The organism is Streptomyces sp. NPDC086147 (genome assembly GCF_040702165.1).
Lineage (GTDB): Bacteria > Actinomycetota > Actinomycetes > Streptomycetales > Streptomycetaceae > Streptomyces.
This window is the reverse complement of record NZ_JBFBJO010000006.1, coordinates 304,263-323,421: the sequence shown is the minus strand read 5'-3', so window position 1 is coordinate 323,421 and position 19,159 is coordinate 304,263. Positions and strand designations below refer to the sequence as shown.

Below are 19,159 nucleotides of genomic sequence, written 5' to 3'. Positions count from 1 at the left end.
CGGCCGGGGGCGGAAGCGGTTCCTCCGCCGTCGGCCGAACCCTCCGGAGCCGACCGGCTCCGGAGGGTTCGGAGCGGTCCGGAGCCGATCCTTCCCGAAGCGGGAGAATCACGACGCACCGCCGTCGACCTGCGGTTTCCTCACAGGATCCTCACGTCCGTGCCTATCTGACGGAGCGCCGGGCCGCATAGCCTGCGGGCCCCATGGACTACTGCCACGCGTGCCGACGGCATCTCAACGGGGCCCTCGCCTGCGCCGGGTGCGGGACCCCCGTGGAGGAGCTGCGGTACGAGACCCCCCGCACCAGCGCCCCCGGGCAGGGACCGGCCACGACCCCGGCTCCGGCCCCCGCCCCGGGCACGGCTCCCGAGCACGTCTACGAACTGGACGTCGTCGAGCCGCCCCGTCCGCCCGCCGACGGCGGTCGCCGCGCCGCCCGCACCGCCGCGCGGGGCCGTTCCGCGCGCCGGGGGAAGCGGTCGCGGACGCGCCGGGGCCGTACCGTCCTGCTGGGGACGGTCGGACTGGTGCTCGCGGCCGGCGCGCTGAGCATGGCGAGGCTGGCCCTGGAGGAGCCGCCGCCGGGCGGTGCCGCCACGGCCGTCCAGGAGCTGGAGGTCACCGAGGTCCCGCTGCCGCCCGACCCCGTCGAGAGCACCGGGGCACCGGACGACTCCGGCCCCGCCCCGGTGACGGACGCGCCGGACTCCGCGTCCACCCGCCCCCACCAGGTCTCCGCGGACTCCACGGCCGGGGCGGGCAGGGGATCCGGCACGGGCGTCGGTACGAGCGCCGGCACGGGCGTCGGTACGGGGCCGGGGGCCGGCGAGGGGGCGGGCGACGGCTCCGGCGCGGTGCCCGGCGAAGGGCCCGGCGGCTCGGGCGCCGGCGGCTCCGGTCCCGGCCCGGCCGCGGGCCAGGGCGGCGACGGCGGTCCGGGGCAGTCGCCGGACGTCACGTCCTCCGCCTCCCCCTCCCGCCCGCCCGGCGCGACCCCGTCCGCGGGCGACCCGACGCCCTCCGGGCCCGGCGGGACCCAGAATCCGGGGAAGCCCGGCCGGCCCACGCCCCCGGCCACCGGCCCCGCGCCGACCGCGACTCCGACGCCGGACCCGACGCCGACCTGCACCCGCTTCCTCTGGTGGTGCGTGTAGGGCCCGGAGGCCGACCCGGGCGCGCGCCCTACGCCGGGACCTCGCCCAGCATCCGCTTCAGCAGGTCCCGCAGCAGGGCCCGCTCGACCTCGGTCAGCTCGCCGAGCGGCTCGCGCGCGAAGTCGAGCGACTCGCGCAGCCGGCGGGCGACGGTCCGGCCCTCGTCCGTGGGGACGGCCAGCTTGACCCGCCGGTCGTCCGGGGCGGGGCGGCGCTCCACGAGGCCGCGCGCCTCCAGGCGGTCGACTATCCCGGTGATGTTGGACGGCTCGCACTTCAGCTTCTGGGCGATGCGGCGCATCGGCAGCGGTTCGAGCGAGAGCAGGCCGAGGACCCGGGCCTGGGCACCGGTCAGCGCGTGCTGGGCGGCCGCCTGCTCGTACTCCTCGTAGTAGCGCGCCACGACCGTGCCGATCAGCTCGACGACTTCGAGGGTGAGGGGGTCCGTGCGTGAGGTGGCCATGGGCCCTATCCTACCCGGATACTTGACAACATGAAATATCAAGGAGCATGGTTGTTTCAGGCAGTGAACCTTTGTTTATCTGAAGCTTTTCTGGAGGCCGTGCCCATGTCCGCTCTTCCCGCGTCCAGCCGTGAGTGGCACCTCGTCGCCCGCCCGCACGGCTGGCCCGTCCCCGCGGACTTCGCCCTGCGCGAGACCCCGGTCGCCGAGCCCGCCGAAGGCCGGATCCTGGTGCGCAACAAGCACTTCTCCGTCGACCCGTACATGCGCGGCCGGATGAACGACGTGAAGTCGTACGTCCCGCCGTTCAAGCTCGACCACCCCATGGACGGCGGCGCGGTCGGCGAGGTCGTCGCGTCGAACGCCGAGGGCTTCGCCGTCGGCGACCACGTGCTGCACGGCCTCGGCTGGCGCGAGTACGCCCACGTGCCGGCCCAGCACGCGACCAAGGTCGACCCGGACCTCGCGCCCCTCTCCGCCTACCTCGGCGTGCTCGGCATGACCGGCCTCACGGCCTACGCCGGCCTCTTCGAGGTCGCCTCCTTCAAGGAGGGCGACGCCGTCTTCGTCTCCGGCGCGGCCGGCGCCGTCGGCAGCCAGGTCGGCCAGATGGCCCGGCTCAGGGGCGCCTCCCGGGTCATCGGCTCGGCCGGCTCCGACGAGAAGGTCAAGTGGCTGGTCGAGGAGCTCGGCTTCGACGCCGCGTTCAACTACAAGAACGGCCCGGTGAAGGACCAGCTCCACGAGGCCGCCCCGGACGGCATCGACGTCTACTTCGACAACGTCGGAGGGGACCACCTCGAAGCCGCGATCTCCTCGCTCAAGGTGCACGGCCGCGCCACCATCTGCGGCATGATCGCCCAGTACAACGACACCGAGCCGACCCCCGGCCCGCGCAACATGGCGCAGATCATCGGCAAGCGGCTCCGCCTCCAGGGCGTCCTCGTCGGCGACCACTACAACCTCCAGGAGCAGTTCGTCCGCGAGGTCGGCGGCTGGCTCGCCGCCGGCGAGCTCAAGCACCGCGAGACCTTCGCCGAGGGCATCGAGAACGGCGTGGACGCCTTCCTCGGCATGCTGCGCGGCGACAACACCGGGAAGATGATCGTCACGGTGTGACCCGCTAGGCTTCCCCCAGCCGTCGCGATCGTGGGCGCGAGTCGCGGCGAACCGCAGAAGGAAGTACCCAGCATGTCCATCCAGCACTCCGACGTCCTCTACACCGCGGTCGCCACCGCCGAGAACGGGCGTGACGGACGCGTCGCCACCGACGACGGCAAGCTCGACGTCGTCGTCAACCCGCCCAAGGCCATGGGCGGCTCCGGCGAGGGCACCAACCCCGAGCAGCTCTTCGCGGCCGGCTACAGCGCCTGCTTCCAGGGCGCCCTCGGGGTCGTCGCCCGCAACGAGAACGCCGACGTCTCCGGCTCGACGGTCACCGCCGAGGTCGGCATCGGCAAGAACGACGACGGCTTCGGCATCATCGTCAAGATCTCGGCGACCATCCCGAACGTGGACGCCGAGACCGCCAAGAGCCTCATCGAGAAGGCCCACCAGGTCTGCCCGTACTCCAAGGCGACCCGCGGCAACATCACGGTGGAGCTCACGGTCTGATCCCGGACGCACACCGTCGTACGAGGACCGCACCCCGGCAGGCCCGGGGTGCGGTCCTCGTCGCGTCGGGGGGTGTGCAGCCGGCCGGAGACCGGACCCCGGCGGGCGACGGCCCCGGCCGGAAACGGGCCCCCGAACGCCCCCGATAGGGTGACCCCCATGCGTGATCTCGGGGTGGGTTTCGGTTACCTGGTCAAGGGCCAGAAGTGGGTGGCCCGGCACGGACGCTGGTTCGGATTCGGGCTGCTGCCCGGACTCGTGACCCTCGTCCTCTACGCGGGCGCCCTCGTCGGACTCGGCTACGGCGCCGACGACCTGGCCGCCTGGGCGACCCCGTTCGCCGACAACTGGACCTCGCCCTGGCTCGACGTCCTGCGCGGCGCCCTCACGGCCCTCGTCTTCCTCTTCGGCCTCTTCCTCGCCGTCATCACCTTCACCGCCGTCACCCTCCTCGTCGGCCAGCCCTTCTACGAGTCGCTCTCCGAGGCGGTCGACCGCAGCGAGGGCGGCGAGGTGCCCGAGTCCGGGCTCCCGCTCTGGCGCGAGCTGTGGATCTCGGCCCGGGACAGCCTGCGGATCCTGCTGCGGGTCGCGTTCTACGGCGTCCTGCTCTTCGCCTGCGGCTTCATCCCGGTGGTCGGCCAGACCGTCGTCCCCGTCGTCGGCTTCTGCGTCTCCGGCTTCTTCCTCACCGAGGAGCTGACCTCCGTCGCCCTCCAGCGCCGGGGCGTCGAGTTCAAGGAGCGGCTGCGGCTGCTGCGCGGTCGCCGGTCCGCCGTGCTGGGCTTCGGAGTCCCGCTGACCCTCGCCTTCCTCGTGCCCGTCGTCGCCGTCTTCCTGATGCCGGGCGCGGTCGCCGGCGCCACCCTGATGGCCCGCGACCTGCGCGGCGAGAACGGCGACGAGGACCGGGACGGGAGCTCTCCGGAAAAGGACCTCTCCTACGAGTGACCCCGAGGGCCGCCACCAGTGACCCTGGAGGCCGTCACATGTGACCCCGAGGGCCGCTCCTACGCGCGGCCCTCCCCGGGAAGGTCCCCCAGGGCCGGGTGCAGCTCCGGCCGGGCCTCCCACCACTCCCGGTGGAAGGCGTTCGTGCTCACGTTCGCCACATAGGCCCCGGCCGCCGCCCGGTACAGCAGCTCCGCGTGCCGGGCGGGCACCGCCGCCCTGTTCCAGGCCAGCCGGATCCGCCCGGTCACCGGATCGCCCTCCAGCGGGCGCAGCACCGTCCCCGCGGCCGGCGGCGCCGTCGGCTGGCTCAGCGAGATCGCCCGGCCCGCCGCGATCAGGTCGTAGTGCATCTTGCGGTCGGCCACCCGGTGCCGGAGCAGGGGAGCGAACCCGGCCCGCGCACAGGCCGCGACCAGCGCCTCCGGACCGCCGTCGTCGTCCTCCACCAGCGTCATCCAGGACTCGCCCGCCAGCTCCGCGAGCGCGATCCGCTCCTTCGCGGCCAGCGGGTGGTCCGCCGAAAGACGCACGCAGAACGGCTCCTTGGGGACCAGCGTCCGGGCCGTCACGCCCTCCGGCAGCGACACTTCGTGGTCGTTGACCTCGCCGTACAGCACGGCGTCGTACCGGCCCGCGCCCAGCTGCCGGGTCAGCGTGGTCACCGAGTGTTCCACGGTCACCGCGATCTCCCGCCCCGCCAGGACCTCTTCGAGCCGCTCCATCAGCCGGTCCACCAGGACGAGCAGGATGCAGCCGAGCCGCAGCGGGGCGTCCGGCGCGACGGCCCGCGCACCGGCCGCCAGCGCGTCCATCTCACCCAGGACCAGACGCGCCTTGGCGAGGACGAACTCGCCGAGCGGCGTGGGCTCCACACCGCTGCGACCGCGCAGGAACAGCTCACCGCCCGCGACCCGCTCGATCCGCCGCAACTGCGCCGAAAGGGCCGGCTGCGAGACCCCGAGACGCACCGCCGCACGCCCCAGACTGCCCGCCTCCGCTATCCGGCAGACGGCCTCCAGATGCCTCAACTCCAGCTGCATTTCAGCAGCGTACGCAGCACCGCGCGGCCGCACCATAACCCGCGTCTTATGCCGCATGGGATGTCCCGGACCGGCCATGTCCACGCCCATACTCGGCGCGACGATCCGACTTCCCCACTCCGGATCCCACACCTCGATCCCACACCCCGGACCACCAGCCCGATTCCCCACCCCGGACCACCGGTCAGATCCCACACCCCGGACCACCGGACCGGAATCCCCACCCCGGAATCCCCACCCCGGATCCCCCACCTCGAACGGAGCACCCGTGCACCCCTCCAGACTGACGGCGGCCGTGGCCGCCCTGGCGCTCTCGGCGAGCCTCGCGACCGCCCTCGCCGGCCCCGCCACCGCCGCCCCGCAGGCCCCGGCCGGACCGCAGGCCCAGCCCGTCCCGCCCGGGCACGGCCGCTCCCTCGCCCTGGCCGCCGCCGACACCGCCGCCGAGAGCGGCCTCGACGAACTGCGGCACGGCACCGACGAGGAGCTCGTCCGCACCTCCGTCACCCCCTGGGCGAACGGGCTGTACTACGCCGCCTACGAGCGCACCTACAAGGGCCTCCCGGTCGCCGGCGGCGGCGACGCGGTCGTCCTCACCGACTCCACCGGCGCGGTCCGCGACGTCACCGGGGTCAAGGCCCCCGCGATCAGGCTCGCCACCACCACCGCCAAGGTCCCCGCCGGCACGGCGCTCGCCACCGCCCGCGGGCAGCTCGCCTCCGTCGAGTCCGCGAGCGCCCCCGAACTGACCGTGCTCCTCAAGAACGGCAAGCCCGTCCTGACCTGGCACACCCTGGTCGTCGGCCGGACCGCGAAGGGCGCCCCCAGCTCCCTCGACACCCACGTCGACGCCCGCACCGGAGCCGTCGCGCAGTCGAATGAGAAGATCCTGCACGCCGACGGCCGCGGCTACCACAACGGCAACGTCGCCATCGACACCGCCGCGAACTCCATGACCGACACCACCCGCGGCTCCTTCAAGTGCGGCGGCCAGAACGGCAGCGCCTACACCGGCACCCCGCCCTGGGGCAACAACGGCGCCAACGACCTGGTGACCGCCTGCGTCGACATCATGTACGCGGCGCAGAAGGAACACTCCATGCTCAAGGAGTGGTTCGGCTACAACGGCCAGAACGGACAGGGCGGCATGGTCCCGGCCCGCGCCGGGCTGAGCGAGGTCAACGCCTACTACGACGGCACGAAGACCACCTACGGCCGCAACCGGAACGGCACCAACCAGCTCACCGGCATCGACGTCGTGGCCCACGAGTACGGCCACGAGATCTTCGACCGGACCCCGGGCAGCGCCGGCTCCTCCAACGAGAACGGCGGCCTCAACGAGTCCACCGGCGACATCTTCGGCGCGCTCACCGAGCACTACGCCAACAACCCGAACGACACCCCGGACTACACGGTCGGCGAGGAGCTGAACTTCACCGGCAACAACCAGCCGATCCGCAACATGTACAACCCGTCGCTGATCAACAACGACCCCAACTGCTACCCGCAGCTGACCTCGGGCACCGAGGTGCACGCGGCGGCCGGCCCGCAGAACCACTGGTTCTACCTGCTGGCCGAGGGCTCCAACCCGGGCGGCGGCAAGCCCAACAGCCCCATATGTTCCGGCGGCCCCTCCTCCGTGACCGGCATCGGCATCCAGAAGGCCGGCAAGGTCTTCATGGGCGCCCTGCTCATGAAGACCTCCTCCTGGAACCACCTGGCCGCCCGCAGGGCGACCCTGACCAGCGCCAAGAACACCTACGGCAGCGCCGAGTGCAACGCGGTGAAGGCGGCCTGGAACGCTGTCGGCGTCCCCGCCCAGTCCGGTGAGACCGACTGCGGCGGCTCCACCAACCCGGACTTCTCGCTCGCCCTGAACCCGTCCTCGGGCTCGGTCCAGCCGGGCGCCTCCGCCACTTCCACGGTCAACACCAGCACCGTCGGCGGCAACGCGCAGACCGTCCAGCTCTCCGCGAGCGGCGCCCCGAGCGGCGTCACCGTCTCCTTCAGCCCCTCCTCGGTGACCTCCGGCAACTCCGCCACGATGACGGTCCAGGTCGCGGCGGGCACCGCCGACGGCACGTACCCGATCACCGTCACCGGTACGGGCTCCGCCACCCACACCGTCACCTACCAGCTGTCGGTCGGCTCGACGACCCCGCCCACCGGCTGCGCCAACGCCCAGCGCACCTACCAGGGCAGCCTGACGTCCGGCCAGACCGCGGTCCAGCCCGACGGCTCGTACTACTACGCGGCGACGTCCGGCACCCACACGGGCTGCCTGCGCGGCCCGGCCGGCCAGGACTACGACCTGTACCTCCAGAAGTGGAACGGGTACGGCTGGTCCGACGTGGCCGTGGGCGGCACGGCGACCGCCGACGAGAACACCAGCTACAACGGCACCGCCGGCTACTACCGGTACGTGGTCCACGCGTACAGCGGCTCAGGTGCCTACACGCTGGGTCTGAGCGCCCCGTAGCGGGCCGGGGGTCCCGCCACGGGGTCCCGCGCCGGGCGGCCGACCCGACGGCCGCCCGGCGTCCGCGCGCCCAGGGCCCCTCAGTCCTCCCCGACCTCGGCGAGGACGAAGCCCGGCCGGTCCGGGCCCGCGTCCGCCAGCCGCTCCCCGTCCGGCCCCCAGACCCCGGCGCCGCCCTGCCCCACCCCGTCCTCGTTGCTCCCGAGGACGTTGCCGAGCACCACGTACAGGCCGAAGTCCCGGGCCCGCACCGGATACACCTCGGTGAACGAGTCGTTGCCGGCGGTCAGCACCGAACTCGCCAGGTACACCGCGCAGCCGTCGGCCGCCGCCCGCTCGGCCAGTTCGGGGAAGCGGTTGTCGTAGCAGGTGGCCGTCGCGAACCGGACCCCGTCGAGCGCGAACCGCCCGTCCGCCGTCCCCGGCGCGAAGACCTCCCGCTCGACGCCGTACAGGTGCCGCTTGTCGTAGCGGGCCAGGAGCCCGCCGTCCGGGCCGATCACCAGCGAGGTGATGCCGGGCCGCCCGTCGGCCGTCCGCACCGGTCCGTTGACCACGGCCGCCGCCGACACCGCGCGGCACGCCTCCCGCACGGGGTCGAGCCGGGGGTCGTCCTCGGCGAGGACCAGACCGGGGGAGTCCCGTATCAGCGCGGGCTCGTACCCGCTGAGGCACAGCTCGGCGAAGACGACCACGCGGGCCCCCGCCTCCCCGGCCGCCCGGACCAGGCCGGCGACGGTCCGCGCGTTGGCGTCGATGTTCCCGGCGACCGGGGCGAACTGGGTGGCTGCGACGATCATGACCCCATCATCCCGTCCGCCCGCCGTAGGGGAACGACTCCGGGGTGCCCGGACAGTCAAGTAAGGGGCACACGGCCCCTTTTGGGGGAGGAATCACCGGATCGGGTGGCATATGCGGTGTTCGATATCACTTGGGGCGGCTTTGCTCCATGCTGGGAAATCCGCATCACATGATCACGGAAGGATCCGGCCCATGACCACCACGGTCCAGGACGTCATCACCACCAAGCTTGAGCGCCAGTTCGACGCCGCGGACGCCAACCAGGACGGCCACCTGGACTGGTCCGACTACGAGAAGCTCGCCGACCGCTACATCGAGGCGTACAAGCTCGACCGGAACGACCGCCGGACCAGGGCCCTCCGGACCTTCTTCCAGATCTACTGGCTGGAACTGCTGCGCCACGCGAGCGTGGAGGGCGACCGGCTGACGAAGGACCAGTTCGTCACGGCCAACCGCCTCGCGGCCGTCGACACCAGCCGGCTCAACGTCACCGAGGGCGGCGCGCACGCGATCTTCGACGTCATCGACGTCGACGGCGACAACGAGATCAGCAAGGACGAGTTCGCCCGTCTCCTGAGGGACGTCTGGCAGAGCCGGTCGCCCGAGGCGCTGGACGCCTTCGACCGGCTGGACACCGACGGGGACGGTGCGATCTCGCGCCAGGAGTTCGTCCGCGCGACCCGTGAGTACTTCTTCTCCAGCGACCCCGACGTGCCGGGCAGCCTGTTCTACGGGCGCGTCTGACCGCCCGTTCCCGGGGGCGGCTCCTGCGATCCGCCCCCCTCCCCGTACAGCAGTCGTACGAAGTCCCGGAAGGCGCCCGGCATGTCGACCGCCGACGGGTCCAGGAGCCACTGGTACTGGAGGCCGTCCATCACCGCGGTGAGCAGCGGCGCCGCGCGCTCCGGGGTGAGGCCGCCGGGCAGCCGCTCGCCGAACTCCAGGCGCAGCACCTCCGCCATGTGCGCCCGCACCTGGGCGTACCGCTCGGTGAAGAACTCCCGCGCCGGATGCCCGTCCGTGACGCTCTCGCCGAGCAGCGCGGAGAAGGTCTGCACGATCCCGGGGCGCATCGCGTTGTACTCCACGAGGGAGTCGACCAGGTCGAGGCGCCAGCCCTCGCGGCCCCCGCCGCCGCTGGTGTCCCAGTGGTCCCGCTCCTCCAGGACCGCGACGAGCAGGGCCTCCTTGGTCGGGAAGTAGTGCAGCAGCCCCTGCTGGGTCAGTCCGACGCGCTCGGCGACGGCGGCGAGCGTGGCGCCCCGGTAGCCGCGCTCGGCGATCACTTCGAGGGCGGCGCGCACGATGACCGCGCGCCGCTCCTCGCTCCTGGCCCGCACCATCCCCGGGGCTCCCTTCCGAAAGTCCGTCCGGACAGGACCGTACCTCTTCATGCAAGTAACGGAATCATCACATCACCTACCTCCCTACAGGGAAACCGGTGCACGATGGGGCCATCGGTACGTCGACGAGGAGGTACGGCCATGGCGGAGAGCGGCGCGGACGCGGGCACGGCGGAGGAAGCCGCCCGGGAGGCGGTCGTCGAGGCGGCCCTCGGCAGGCTCGACCTGGACGCCAAGGCCCGGCTGCTCGGCGGCCGGGACATGTGGAGCCTGCACCCCCTGCCCGAGATCGGCCTCGCGTCCCTGGTCATGTCCGACGGCCCCGTCGGCGTCCGGGGCGTCCGCTGGACCGCCGACGACCCCTCCGTCGCCCTGCCGTCCCCGACCGCGCTCGCCGCCGCCTGGGACCCCGCCCTCGCCCGCCGGGCCGGTCGCCTCCTCGCCCAGGAGGCCCGCCGCAAGGGCGTCCACGTCCTCCTCGCCCCCACCGTCAACCTGCACCGCAGCCCCCTCGGCGGCCGCCACTTCGAGGCCTGTTCCGAGGACCCCCTCCTCACCGGCGCGATCGGCACCGGCTACGTCCTGGGCGTCCAGGACGGCGGGGTCGGCACCACCGTCAAGCACTTCGTCGCCAACGACGCCGAGACCGACCGCTTCACCGTCGACAACCGCGTCGCGCCCCGCCCACTCCGCGAGCTCTACCTCGCCCCCTTCGAGGCCATCGTCGAGAACGCCCGCCCCTGGGGCATCATGACCGCGTACAACCAGGTCAACGGCGTGACCATGACCGAACACCACGAGCTGGTGAACGAGGTCCTGCGCGGCGAGTGGGGCTTCGACGGCGTCAACGTCTCCGACTGGATGGCCGCCCGTTCCACCGCCGGCGCCCTCCGGGGCGGCCTCGACGTCGCCATGCCCGGCCCGGCCACCGTCTACGGCGAGCCCCTCGCCGCCGCCGTCCGCGCCGGGGAGGTGGAGGAGGCCGCCGTCGACACCGCCGTCCGCCGCGTCCTGCGGCTCGCCGCCCGCGTCGGCGCCCTCGAAGGCGCCCCGCCGGCCGTCACCGAACCCCCGGCCCCGATCGACGGCGACGCCCTGGCCCGCGAGATCGCCCACCGCGGCTTCGTCCTCGTACGGAACGAACACTCCACGCGGCACGGCGGCCCCGTGCTCCCCCTCGCCCCCGGCACCACCGTCGCCCTCTCCGGCGCCGCCGCCCGTGACGCCCGCGTCCTCGGCGGCGGCTCCGCCCAGGTCTTCCCCGACCACGTCGTCTCCCCGCTCGACGGCCTCGCCGCCGCACTGCCCGAAGGGGCCCTGACGTACGCGGTCGGCGCCGACCCCAGCGACGAACCCGCCCCCGCCGACAAGGGGTTCACCCTCCGTGCCCGCTGCCGCGACGCCGCCGGGAACCTGCTCGGCGAGGGCTCCCTGCCCACCGGCCAGGTCCAGTGGATCGGCGGCGACCTGCCCGACGGCGTCACCCACGAGGCCCTCGCCTCCGTCGAGGTCGTCGGCACCTTCACCCCGCGCGAGACCGGCGCGCACTCCTTCGGCACCCGGGGCCTCGGCGCCTTCGTCCTCTCCGTCGGCGGCGAGACCGTCTTCGACGGCGTCCAGGCCATGGGCTCCGAGACCGACCCCTTCGAGGCCTTCTTCGGCTCCCCGGTCGAGCGCGCCGCGGTCCCGCTCACCGCCGGCGAGACCGTCGAGGTCTCCCTGCTCCACACCCTCGACAAGGAGTTCACGGCCCCGCTGCCCGCCGTCGCCTTCTCCCTCGTCCACCTCGGTCCGCGCCGTGACCCCGACGAACTGATCGCCGAAGCCGTCGGGGCCGCCCGCGCCGCCGACACCGCCGTCGTGGTCGTCGCCACCACCGAACGCGTCGAGTCCGAGGGCTTCGACCGCGCGGACCTCCGGCTCCCCGGCCGCCAGGACGACCTCGTACGGGCCGTCGCCGCCGCCAACCCGCACACCGTGGTCGTGGTCAACGCCGGTTCCCCGGTCGAGATGCCCTGGCGCGAGGACGTGGCCGCGGTCCTGCTCACCTGGTTCCCCGGCCAGGAGGGCGGCGCCGCCCTCGCCGACGTCCTCACCGGCGCCGAGGAGCCCGGCGGACGCCTCCCCACCACCTGGCCCGCCGTCCTCGCCGACGCCCCCGTCACCGACGTCGTCCCCGTCGACGGACGACTCGACTACGCCGAGGGCCCCTTCATCGGCCACCGCGCCTGGGACCGGAGCGGGCGGACCCCCGCGTACGCCTTCGGCCACGGCCTCGGCTACACCACCTGGTCGTACGACTCCCTGGTCACGGGGCCGGACCGGGCCACCGTCCGGATCACCAACACCGGCGGCCGGCCGGGCCGCGAGACCGTCCAGATCTATCTGGCGCCCGCGCCCTCCTCCGGCGCCCCCGAACGCCCGGCCCGCCTCCTCGCCGGTTTCGCGAGCGTCGAGGCGGGCCCCGGGGAGACCGTCGAGACCGAGATCGCGCTGTCCCGGCGGGCCTTCGAGGTCTGGGACGAGGAGAAGGACGACTGGACCTTCGTTCCCGGGGCATACGAGGTCAGGGCCGCACACTCCCTCGACGACGTGCGCCTGACGGCCGTGCTGGAGATCGACTGACCCTCCGGCGCGGGCCCCGGGACGGCTCCGGGGCGGGACCTGACACCCGCCCCGGGGCCCCTCACCCCGCCGTGATCCGCCGGTACGCCAGCTCCGCCAGCCGCGCCTGGCCGTCCCGGCTCGGATGGAACCAGTCCCAGGGGCTCAACTGGGCCCCGTCGAAGCGGAACCCGTGGACCGCCCCGCCGTCGTACCGGCAGCGCTCGTCCTTCGCGCAGACCTCCGCCAGCACCGTGTTGTACGCGTCCACCCGCTCCGACACCGTCGTGCGGCGCCGCTCGGCCTCGGGCCCCAGGTTCGCCGCGTCCGCCAGCATCGAGCCGCAGATCCCCAGGTCCCAGATCCCCGCCGCGCCGCCGAGCCGGCCCGTCGACCACAGGTGCTTCAGGTCCGGCACGCTCGCCACGTACACCTGCGCCTTCGGCGCCGCCGTCCGCAGCCGGGCGAGCGCCGCCTCGAAGGAGGCGCGGAACTCCCCGACCGGGGTCATCAGGCCCGGGGTCGGCCGGCAGGCGTCGTTCGCGCCCATCATCACCGTCACCAGCTCCGGCTTCCGGGCCGCCGCGGCGGTCATCTGCTCCGGGAGTTCCGCCATCCGCGCCCCCGTCCGCGCCAGGTTCCAGCTTCGGCCGGCCGCCTTCTCCGGGCCCAGGAGCCGCAGCGCCAGGCTGTTGACCGCCGCGTCCGTCCCGGTCGCCCAGGAGGCCTCCGGGCAGTCCGCCAGGAGCGAGCAGGCGTCGAAGGCGCGGGTGATGGAGTCACCGACGGCGGCGAGGGAGGAGGGGGAGGCGTTCCAGGAGGAGGTGGGCGTCGGGCTCGGGGCCGGCGTGCTCCTGGCGGGGGCGGGCGGCTCGGGGGTGCCGGAGGAGCAGCCGGCCAGCGCGCCGGCGCACAGCAGCGCCGCCGTCGCGGCGGTGACGGCGGCGCGGAATCGGCGTCGGCCGCGCATCCCCGGCCCCTCCTTCGGCGTCCTCGCGGGTGAAAGCTTCGTGTGCACGGTCATCGGTCCGACCGTACGTCACCCCGATGACGGTGCGGCACGGTAGCTTTTCCCCCGTCGAACCAGAGGCGCCCTCGCCGACCGGCTCCGGTAAATTACATCACGTCACAACCTGTCCTCTTTTTGAGGGTTTGTGAAGATCCCCTCCCGATGATGTTTACTGAGGCCGCTGGGAAAAGGCGAACCTCGTCCCACACTGGAGGTCCCGGTGACGACACGTGGAGTCCTGTACGTACACTCCGCACCGCGCGCGCTCTGCCCGCACGTCGAATGGGCGGTGGCGGGCGTCCTCGGTGCGAGGGTCCAGCTCGACTGGGTCCGCCAGCCGGCGTCCCCCGGCACCTGGAGAGCGGAACTCTCCTGGAAGGGCGAGACCGGCACCGCCTCCCGCATCGCCTCCGCCCTGCGCGGCTGGCAGATGCTCCGCTTCGAGGTCACGGCGGAGCCCTGCCCCACCGCCGAGGGCGAGCGCTACAGCGCCACCCCCGACCTGGGCATCTTCCACGCCGTCACCGGCATGCACGGCGACATCCTGGTCCCCGAGGACCGCCTCCGGGCCGCCCTGGCGCGCTCCGCGCAGGGCGAGACGCCGCTGGAGGCCGAGATCGCCAAGCTCCTCGGCAAGCCCTGGGACGACGAACTGGAGCCCTTCCGCTACGCCGGCGAGGGCGCCCCGGTCCGCTGGCTCCACCAGGTCGTCTGACGCCCCCCGGAACACGACGGAGGCCCACCCCCGGCCGGGGGTGGGCCTCACGCGTTCAGCGGGATCCCGGATCAGACCGTACGGAACGCCAGGACCACGTTGTGGCCGCCGAAGCCGAACGAGTTGTTGATCGCGGCGACCGTGCCCTCCGGGAGCGGACGGGCCTCGCCGCGGACGATGTCCGCGTCGATCTCCGGGTCCAGCTCGTCGACGTTGATCGTCGGCGGGGCGAGGCGGTGGTGCAGCGCCAGGACCGTCGCGACGGTCTCGATGCCGCCCGCGCCGCCGAGGAGGTGACCCGTCATCGACTTCGTCGCGGAGATCGCGACGTGGTCCAGGTCGTCGCCCAGGACGCTCCGCAGGGCCTTGATCTCGGCGGCGTCGCCCTGCGGCGTCGACGTGGCGTGCGCGTTCAGGTGGACGACCTCGGACGGCTTCAGGTCCGTCGAGTCCAGCAGGTTCCGCATCGCGGCCGCGATGCCCCGGCCGGTCGGCTCGGGCTGCGCGATGTGGTGGCTGTCGGCCGACAGGCCCTGGCCGAGCACCTCGCAGTAGATGCGCGCGCCGCGCGCCTTCGCGTGCTCCTCGGACTCCAGGATCACGACGCCCGCGCCCTCGCCGAGGACGAAGCCGTCACGGCCGGTGTCGTACGGGCGCGAGGCCTTCTCGGGCTCGTCGTTGCTCTTGGACATCGCCATCATGTTGGCGAAGGCGGCGATCGGCAGCGGGTGGATCGCGGCCTCGGTACCACCGGCGACGACCACGTCCGCACGGCCGGTGCGGATCATCTCGACGGCGTAGCCGACCGCCTCGGCGCCCGACGCGCACGCCGAGACCGGGGTGTGGACGCCCGCCCGGGCGTTCACCTCCAGACCCACGTTCGCCGAGGGGCTGTTGGGCATGAGCATGGGGACGGTGTGCGGGGAGACGCGGCGGATGCCCTTCTCCTTCAGCACGTCGTACTGGTCGAGCAGCGTGGTGACACCGCCGATGCCGGAGGCGATGACGGAACCGAGCCGCTCGGGCACGATGTTCCCGTCCTCGCCGGCCGGGGCGGTGTAGCCCGCGTCGGCCCACGCCTCGCGGGCCGCGATCACGGCGAACTGCGCCGAGCGGTCCAGCTTGCGGGCGAGCGGGCGGGGAAGGACGTCACCGGGGTCGACGGCGGCCGTCGCGGCGATCTTCACGGGCAGTTCGGCGAAACGTTCGCCCTCAAGCAGACGGACGCCGGAACGCCCCGCGATCAGACCTTCCCAGGTCGATGCGGAGTCGCCACCCAGCGGTGTGGTTGCGCCGATACCGGTGACGACCACGGTGCGATTGGTCGGGCTCACAGGAATTCTTTCTCCCTAGGGTGATGGTCGAAATGCGGCGCCACCGCCGGGTGGCTGACCGGAACAGCGAGGGCCGGATCAGCCCTGGTGCTTCAGGATGTAGTCGACGGCGTCGCCCACGGTCTTGAGGTTCTTGACGTCCTCGTCGGGGATCTTGACGTCGAAACGCTCTTCGGCGGCGACGACGACCTCGACCATGGACAGCGAGTCGACGTCCAGGTCGTCGGTGAAGGACTTGTCCAGCTGGACGTCCTCGGCCGGGATGCCCGCGATCTCGTTGACGATCTCGGCGAGACCTTCGACGATCTGCTCCTGGGTGAAGGCCATGGTGGCGCTCCTTCTGTGGTTGCTTCGGTAAGGGACTTCCGGGAGATCCGGGTGCCTAGGGGAGGGTAACGACCGTCGCGGCGTAGACGAGACCCGCCCCGAAGCCGATGACGAGCGCGGTGTCGCCGCTCTTCGCCTTCCCGGTCGCCAGGAGCCGCTCCATGGCGAGCGGGATCGAGGCGGCCGAGGTGTTGCCGGTGGTCTCCACGTCACGGGCGACCGTGACGTGCTCCGGCAGCTTCAAGGTCTTCACCATCGAGTCGATGATCCGCATGTTGGCCTGGTGCGGGATGAAGACGTCCAGGTCGTCCGCCGCGATGCCGGCGGCGTCCAGGGCCTGCTGGGCGACCTTGGCCATCTCGAAGACGGCCCAGCGGAAGACCGCCTGGCCCTCCTGCGTGATGGCGGGGAACTTGATCTCGCCCCGCTCGTTGAGCGGGAGCTTCGAGACGTCGTCGACGCGGAAGTCGTTCCACGGGACGGTCTGCTTGATCGTCTCGGACTTGTCGCCCTCGGAACCCCAGACCGTAGGGCCGATGTGCGGCTCGTCCGACGGACCGACGACCACGGCGCCGGCGCCGTCGCCGAACAGGAAGGCCGTCGCGCGGTCCTCCAGATCCGTCAGGTCGCTCAGCCGCTCGACGCCGATGACGAGCACGTACTCCGCCGAACCCTCGACGATCATGCCCTTGGCGAGGGTCAGGCCGTAGCCGAAGCCCGCGCAGCCGGCCGAGATGTCGAACGCGGCGGGCTTGCCCGCGCCGATCCGGTCCGCGATCTCCGTCGCGACGGCCGGGGTCTGGTGGAAGTGCGACACCGTGGAGACGACCACGGCGCCGATCTGCTCCGGGCTGATCCCGGCGTCCGCGATGGCCTTTCCGGAGGCCTCCACCGACATCGCGGCGACGGTCTCCTCCGGAGAGGCCCAGTGGCGGGTGGCGATGCCGGAGCGCGAGCGGATCCACTCGTCGGACGAGTCGATCGTCTCGAGGATCACCTCGTTCGGCACGACCCGCGTGGGACGGTAACCGCCCACGCCGAGGATCCGCGCGTACGGGGCGCCCTTGCTGGGCTTGATCTTCGACATGCTTCTCGACACTCCTCGTCAGACGGCCGCGTGCTCGGCGATGAGCGTACGGGCCGCGTCCAGGTCGTCGGGAGTCTTCAGGGCGATCGTGGTCACGCCCGGCAGGGCCCGCTTGGCGATGCCGGTCAGGGTGCCGCCGGGGCACACCTCGATCAGCGCCGTCGCGCCCAGGTCGTGGAAGGTCTCCATGCACAGGTCCCAGCGGACCGGGTTGGCGACCTGGCCGACCAGGCGGGCCAGGATCTCGGCGCCGTCCGAGACGACCTTCCCGTCCTTGTTGGAGACGTAGCGGGTGGTCGGGGCGGCCGGCGACAGCAGCGCCGCGGCCTCCTCCAGCTTCGCCACGGCCGGGGCCATGTGGCGCGTGTGGAAGGCGCCGGCGACCTTGAGCGCCACGACCCGGCGGACGCCCTCGGGCTTGTCCGCCTCCAGGGCGGCCAGTTCCTCCAGGGTGCCGGCGGCCACGATCTGGCCCGCGCCGTTCACGTTGGCGGCCGTCAGGCCGAGCTTCTCCAGGTGCGGGACGGTGACCTCGGGGTCGCCGCCGAGCAGCGCCGACATGCCGGTCGGCGTGATCGCGGCGGCCTCCGCCATCGCGAGTCCGCGGGTCCGCACGAGCCGCAGCGCCGCCGTGTCGTCGAGGACGCCCGCGAACGCGGCCGCGGTGAACTCGCCGACGCTGTGGCCGGCGACGACGCCGGGCGCGAGGTCATCGCCGAGCGCGGCCGCGGAGAGCAGGCCGGCGGCGACGAGCAGGGGCTGTGCCACGGCGGTGTCGCGGATCTCGTCCGCGTCCGCCTTCGTGCCGTAGTGGGCGAGGTCGAGCCCGATGGCGTCGGACCAGGCCGCCACGCGGTCGGCGGCGCCGGGGAGTTCGAGCCAGGGGGTCAGGAAGCCGGGCGTCTGAGCGCCTTGGCCGGGAGCGACGAGTACGAGCACCCTCACACTCTCTCTTGGGGACGGCTCCGAGCGCCCGTGGGGACAAGGACGAAGAACCGTCGGGGGAATTGTTGGTGTTCGACAAAAGTCTAGGACTGCGTCTCGCCGTCGGCCAAGCGTCCCAGGATGAGCGCGATCCGCAGGGTGAAGGCGGAGCGTACGTCGGAGGGTGACCAGCCGGTGACGTCGGTCACACGTCGGAGCCGGTAGCGCACGGTATTCGGGTGGACGAAGAGCATCCGCGCCGCGCCTTCCAGGCTGCTCGCCTGCTCCAGGTAGACACTGAGAGTTTCCAGAAGCGCCGACCCGGCTTCCTCCAGCGGTCTGTAGATCTCCTCCACCAACTGCTCGCGCGCCGAAGGGTCGGATGCGATGGCGCGCTCCGGCAGGAGGTCGTCCGCGAGGACCGGGCGCGGGGCGTCCTGCCAGGCCGAGCAGGCCTTCAGTCCGGCCGCGGCGGCCTGCGCGGAACGCGTCGCCGCGAGCAGGTCGGGGACCACCGGGCCGGCCACCACCGGGCCCGGCGCGTACGGTCCGATCAGGGCCTTCGCCACCGCGAGGGGGTTGTCGTCGCCGCCCGCGATCACGACGAGCCGGTTCCCGAGGACTCCGGTGAGCACCTGGAGCTTGGCGTGCCGGGCCGCCCGGCGGATCGCCTCCACCGTCAGCTCGCTGTCCCCGTCCGGGGCCGTGCCGAGCAGCACGCACACGTGGTCCGGGGAGTTCCAGCCGAGCGCGGCGGCCCGCGACACCGCGCCCTCGTCCGCCTCGCCGGACAGCACGGCGTTCACCACGAGTGACTCCAGGCGCGCGTCCCACGCGCCCCGGGCCTCGGCCGCCTGCGCGTACACCTGGGCCGTCGCGAAGGCGATCTCCCGGGCGTAGACGAGGAGCGCCTCGCGGAGGACCGACTCGTCGCCCGGGGCGGCGACCTCCTCGATCGCCGACTCCATCACCTCGATGGTGGTCCGGACCATCTCCACGGTCTGGCGCAGGGTGATCGCCCGGGTCAGCTCGCGGGGCGCGGTGCCGAAGACGTCCGTCGAGATCGCCTGCGGGGTCTCCGGGTGCCGGAACCACTCGGTGAACGCGGCGATGCCGGCCTGGGCGACGAGCCCGATCCACGACCGGTTCTCGGGCGGCATCGCGCGGTACCACGGCAGCGTCTCGTCCATGCGGGCGATGGCACCGGCGGCGAGCCGCCCGGAGGACTGCTCCAGGCGCTTCAGGGTCGCGGCGTGCGGATGGGAGGCGTTCACGGGTTCAGGCACGGGGACAAGACTGCCTTATCCGGAC

General features: G+C 72.9%; 18 protein-coding genes. 8 read left to right on the top strand and 10 right to left on the bottom strand.

Annotation, left to right across the window (positions count from 1 at the left end):
* The first annotated feature begins 203 nt into the window (after positions 1 to 203).
* Positions 204 to 1,154 (top strand): hypothetical protein, encoded by a 951-nt coding sequence (locus tag AB0398_RS16900; protein WP_366375762.1) that lies wholly within the window; start codon positions 204 to 206, stop codon positions 1,152 to 1,154.
* Between the two features lie 28 nt (positions 1,155 to 1,182).
* On the opposite strand, the gene AB0398_RS16895 is transcribed toward AB0398_RS16900, so the two are convergent.
* Complete coding sequence (locus AB0398_RS16895) at positions 1,183 to 1,617, bottom strand: MarR family transcriptional regulator (protein ID WP_366375760.1); 435 nt, start codon at positions 1,615 to 1,617, stop codon at positions 1,183 to 1,185.
* A 105-nt stretch (positions 1,618 to 1,722) separates the two neighbouring features.
* Between AB0398_RS16895 and AB0398_RS16890 the strand changes: the two genes are divergently transcribed.
* From AB0398_RS16890 to AB0398_RS16880, 3 genes are all read left to right on the top strand, one after another.
* Positions 1,723 to 2,736 carry an NADP-dependent oxidoreductase gene (locus AB0398_RS16890; RefSeq protein ID WP_366375758.1) on the top strand — a complete coding sequence of 338 codons (1,014 nt, stop codon included), beginning with the start codon at positions 1,723 to 1,725 and terminating at the stop codon, positions 2,734 to 2,736.
* Positions 2,737 to 2,808: 72 nt separating this feature from the next.
* Entirely contained in the window at positions 2,809 to 3,231 is a 423-nt protein-coding gene (locus AB0398_RS16885; RefSeq protein WP_366375756.1) for an organic hydroperoxide resistance protein, read from the top strand.
* Positions 3,232 to 3,390: 159 nt separating this feature from the next.
* Positions 3,391 to 4,182: an EI24 domain-containing protein gene (locus AB0398_RS16880; RefSeq protein WP_366375754.1), complete on the top strand. Its 792-nt coding sequence runs from the start codon at positions 3,391 to 3,393 to the stop codon at positions 4,180 to 4,182.
* Positions 4,183 to 4,241: 59 nt separating this feature from the next.
* Here AB0398_RS16880 and AB0398_RS16875 read toward each other — a convergent pair whose 3' ends face one another.
* Entirely contained in the window at positions 4,242 to 5,225 is a 984-nt protein-coding gene (locus AB0398_RS16875) for a LysR family transcriptional regulator (RefSeq protein WP_366375753.1), read from the bottom strand.
* Positions 5,226 to 5,493: 268 nt separating this feature from the next.
* Here AB0398_RS16875 and AB0398_RS16870 point away from each other — a divergent pair, with 268 nt between their 5' ends.
* The gene (locus tag AB0398_RS16870; protein ID WP_366375751.1) at positions 5,494 to 7,704 is read left to right on the top strand and encodes a M4 family metallopeptidase; all 2,211 of its coding nucleotides are present in this window, start codon (positions 5,494 to 5,496) and stop codon (positions 7,702 to 7,704) included.
* A gap of 80 nt (positions 7,705 to 7,784) precedes the next feature.
* On the opposite strand, the gene AB0398_RS16865 is transcribed toward AB0398_RS16870, so the two are convergent.
* On the bottom strand, positions 7,785 to 8,504 hold the full coding sequence (locus tag AB0398_RS16865) for a carbon-nitrogen hydrolase family protein (protein WP_366375749.1): 720 nt from the start codon (positions 8,502 to 8,504) through the stop codon (positions 7,785 to 7,787).
* A gap of 193 nt (positions 8,505 to 8,697) precedes the next feature.
* Between AB0398_RS16865 and AB0398_RS16860 the strand changes: the two genes are divergently transcribed.
* Positions 8,698 to 9,249 carry an EF-hand domain-containing protein gene (locus tag AB0398_RS16860; protein ID WP_366375747.1) on the top strand — a complete coding sequence of 184 codons (552 nt, stop codon included), beginning with the start codon at positions 8,698 to 8,700 and terminating at the stop codon, positions 9,247 to 9,249.
* Here the strand turns inward: AB0398_RS16860 and AB0398_RS16855 are convergent.
* The gene (locus AB0398_RS16855) at positions 9,234 to 9,848 is read right to left on the bottom strand and encodes a TetR/AcrR family transcriptional regulator (RefSeq protein WP_366375746.1); all 615 of its coding nucleotides are present in this window, start codon (positions 9,846 to 9,848) and stop codon (positions 9,234 to 9,236) included. The two genes, AB0398_RS16860 and AB0398_RS16855, sit on opposite strands and share 16 nt — an antisense overlap.
* 141 nt (positions 9,849 to 9,989) lie before the next feature.
* Here AB0398_RS16855 and AB0398_RS16850 point away from each other — a divergent pair, with 141 nt between their 5' ends.
* Entirely contained in the window at positions 9,990 to 12,473 is a 2,484-nt protein-coding gene (locus AB0398_RS16850; RefSeq protein ID WP_366375744.1) for a glycoside hydrolase family 3 C-terminal domain-containing protein, read from the top strand.
* A gap of 61 nt (positions 12,474 to 12,534) precedes the next feature.
* Here the strand turns inward: AB0398_RS16850 and AB0398_RS16845 are convergent, their stop codons facing one another.
* The gene (locus tag AB0398_RS16845; RefSeq protein WP_366375742.1) at positions 12,535 to 13,422 is read right to left on the bottom strand and encodes an SGNH/GDSL hydrolase family protein; all 888 of its coding nucleotides are present in this window, start codon (positions 13,420 to 13,422) and stop codon (positions 12,535 to 12,537) included.
* Between the two features lie 259 nt (positions 13,423 to 13,681).
* On the opposite strand from AB0398_RS16845, the gene AB0398_RS16840 reads away from it, so the two are divergent.
* Positions 13,682 to 14,176 (top strand): DUF3145 domain-containing protein, encoded by a 495-nt coding sequence (locus AB0398_RS16840; RefSeq protein ID WP_366375740.1) that lies wholly within the window; start codon positions 13,682 to 13,684, stop codon positions 14,174 to 14,176.
* A gap of 71 nt (positions 14,177 to 14,247) precedes the next feature.
* On the opposite strand, the gene fabF is transcribed toward AB0398_RS16840, so the two are convergent.
* From fabF to AB0398_RS16815, 5 genes are all read right to left on the bottom strand, one after another.
* Positions 14,248 to 15,510 (bottom strand): beta-ketoacyl-ACP synthase II, encoded by a 1,263-nt coding sequence (fabF, locus tag AB0398_RS16835; protein WP_366375739.1) that lies wholly within the window; start codon positions 15,508 to 15,510, stop codon positions 14,248 to 14,250.
* A gap of 78 nt (positions 15,511 to 15,588) precedes the next feature.
* Positions 15,589 to 15,837 (bottom strand): acyl carrier protein, encoded by a 249-nt coding sequence (locus AB0398_RS16830; protein WP_366375737.1) that lies wholly within the window; start codon positions 15,835 to 15,837, stop codon positions 15,589 to 15,591.
* A gap of 55 nt (positions 15,838 to 15,892) precedes the next feature.
* A complete protein-coding gene (locus AB0398_RS16825) occupies positions 15,893 to 16,924 on the bottom strand; it encodes a ketoacyl-ACP synthase III (RefSeq protein WP_366375736.1) in 1,032 nt (343 codons plus the stop codon).
* 18 nt (positions 16,925 to 16,942) lie between these two features.
* Positions 16,943 to 17,863 (bottom strand): ACP S-malonyltransferase, encoded by a 921-nt coding sequence (locus AB0398_RS16820; protein WP_366375734.1) that lies wholly within the window; start codon positions 17,861 to 17,863, stop codon positions 16,943 to 16,945.
* An 89-nt stretch (positions 17,864 to 17,952) separates the two neighbouring features.
* On the bottom strand, positions 17,953 to 19,134 hold the full coding sequence (locus AB0398_RS16815) for a helix-turn-helix domain-containing protein (protein WP_366375733.1): 1,182 nt from the start codon (positions 19,132 to 19,134) through the stop codon (positions 17,953 to 17,955).
* Positions 19,135 to 19,159: the final 25 nt, after the last annotated feature.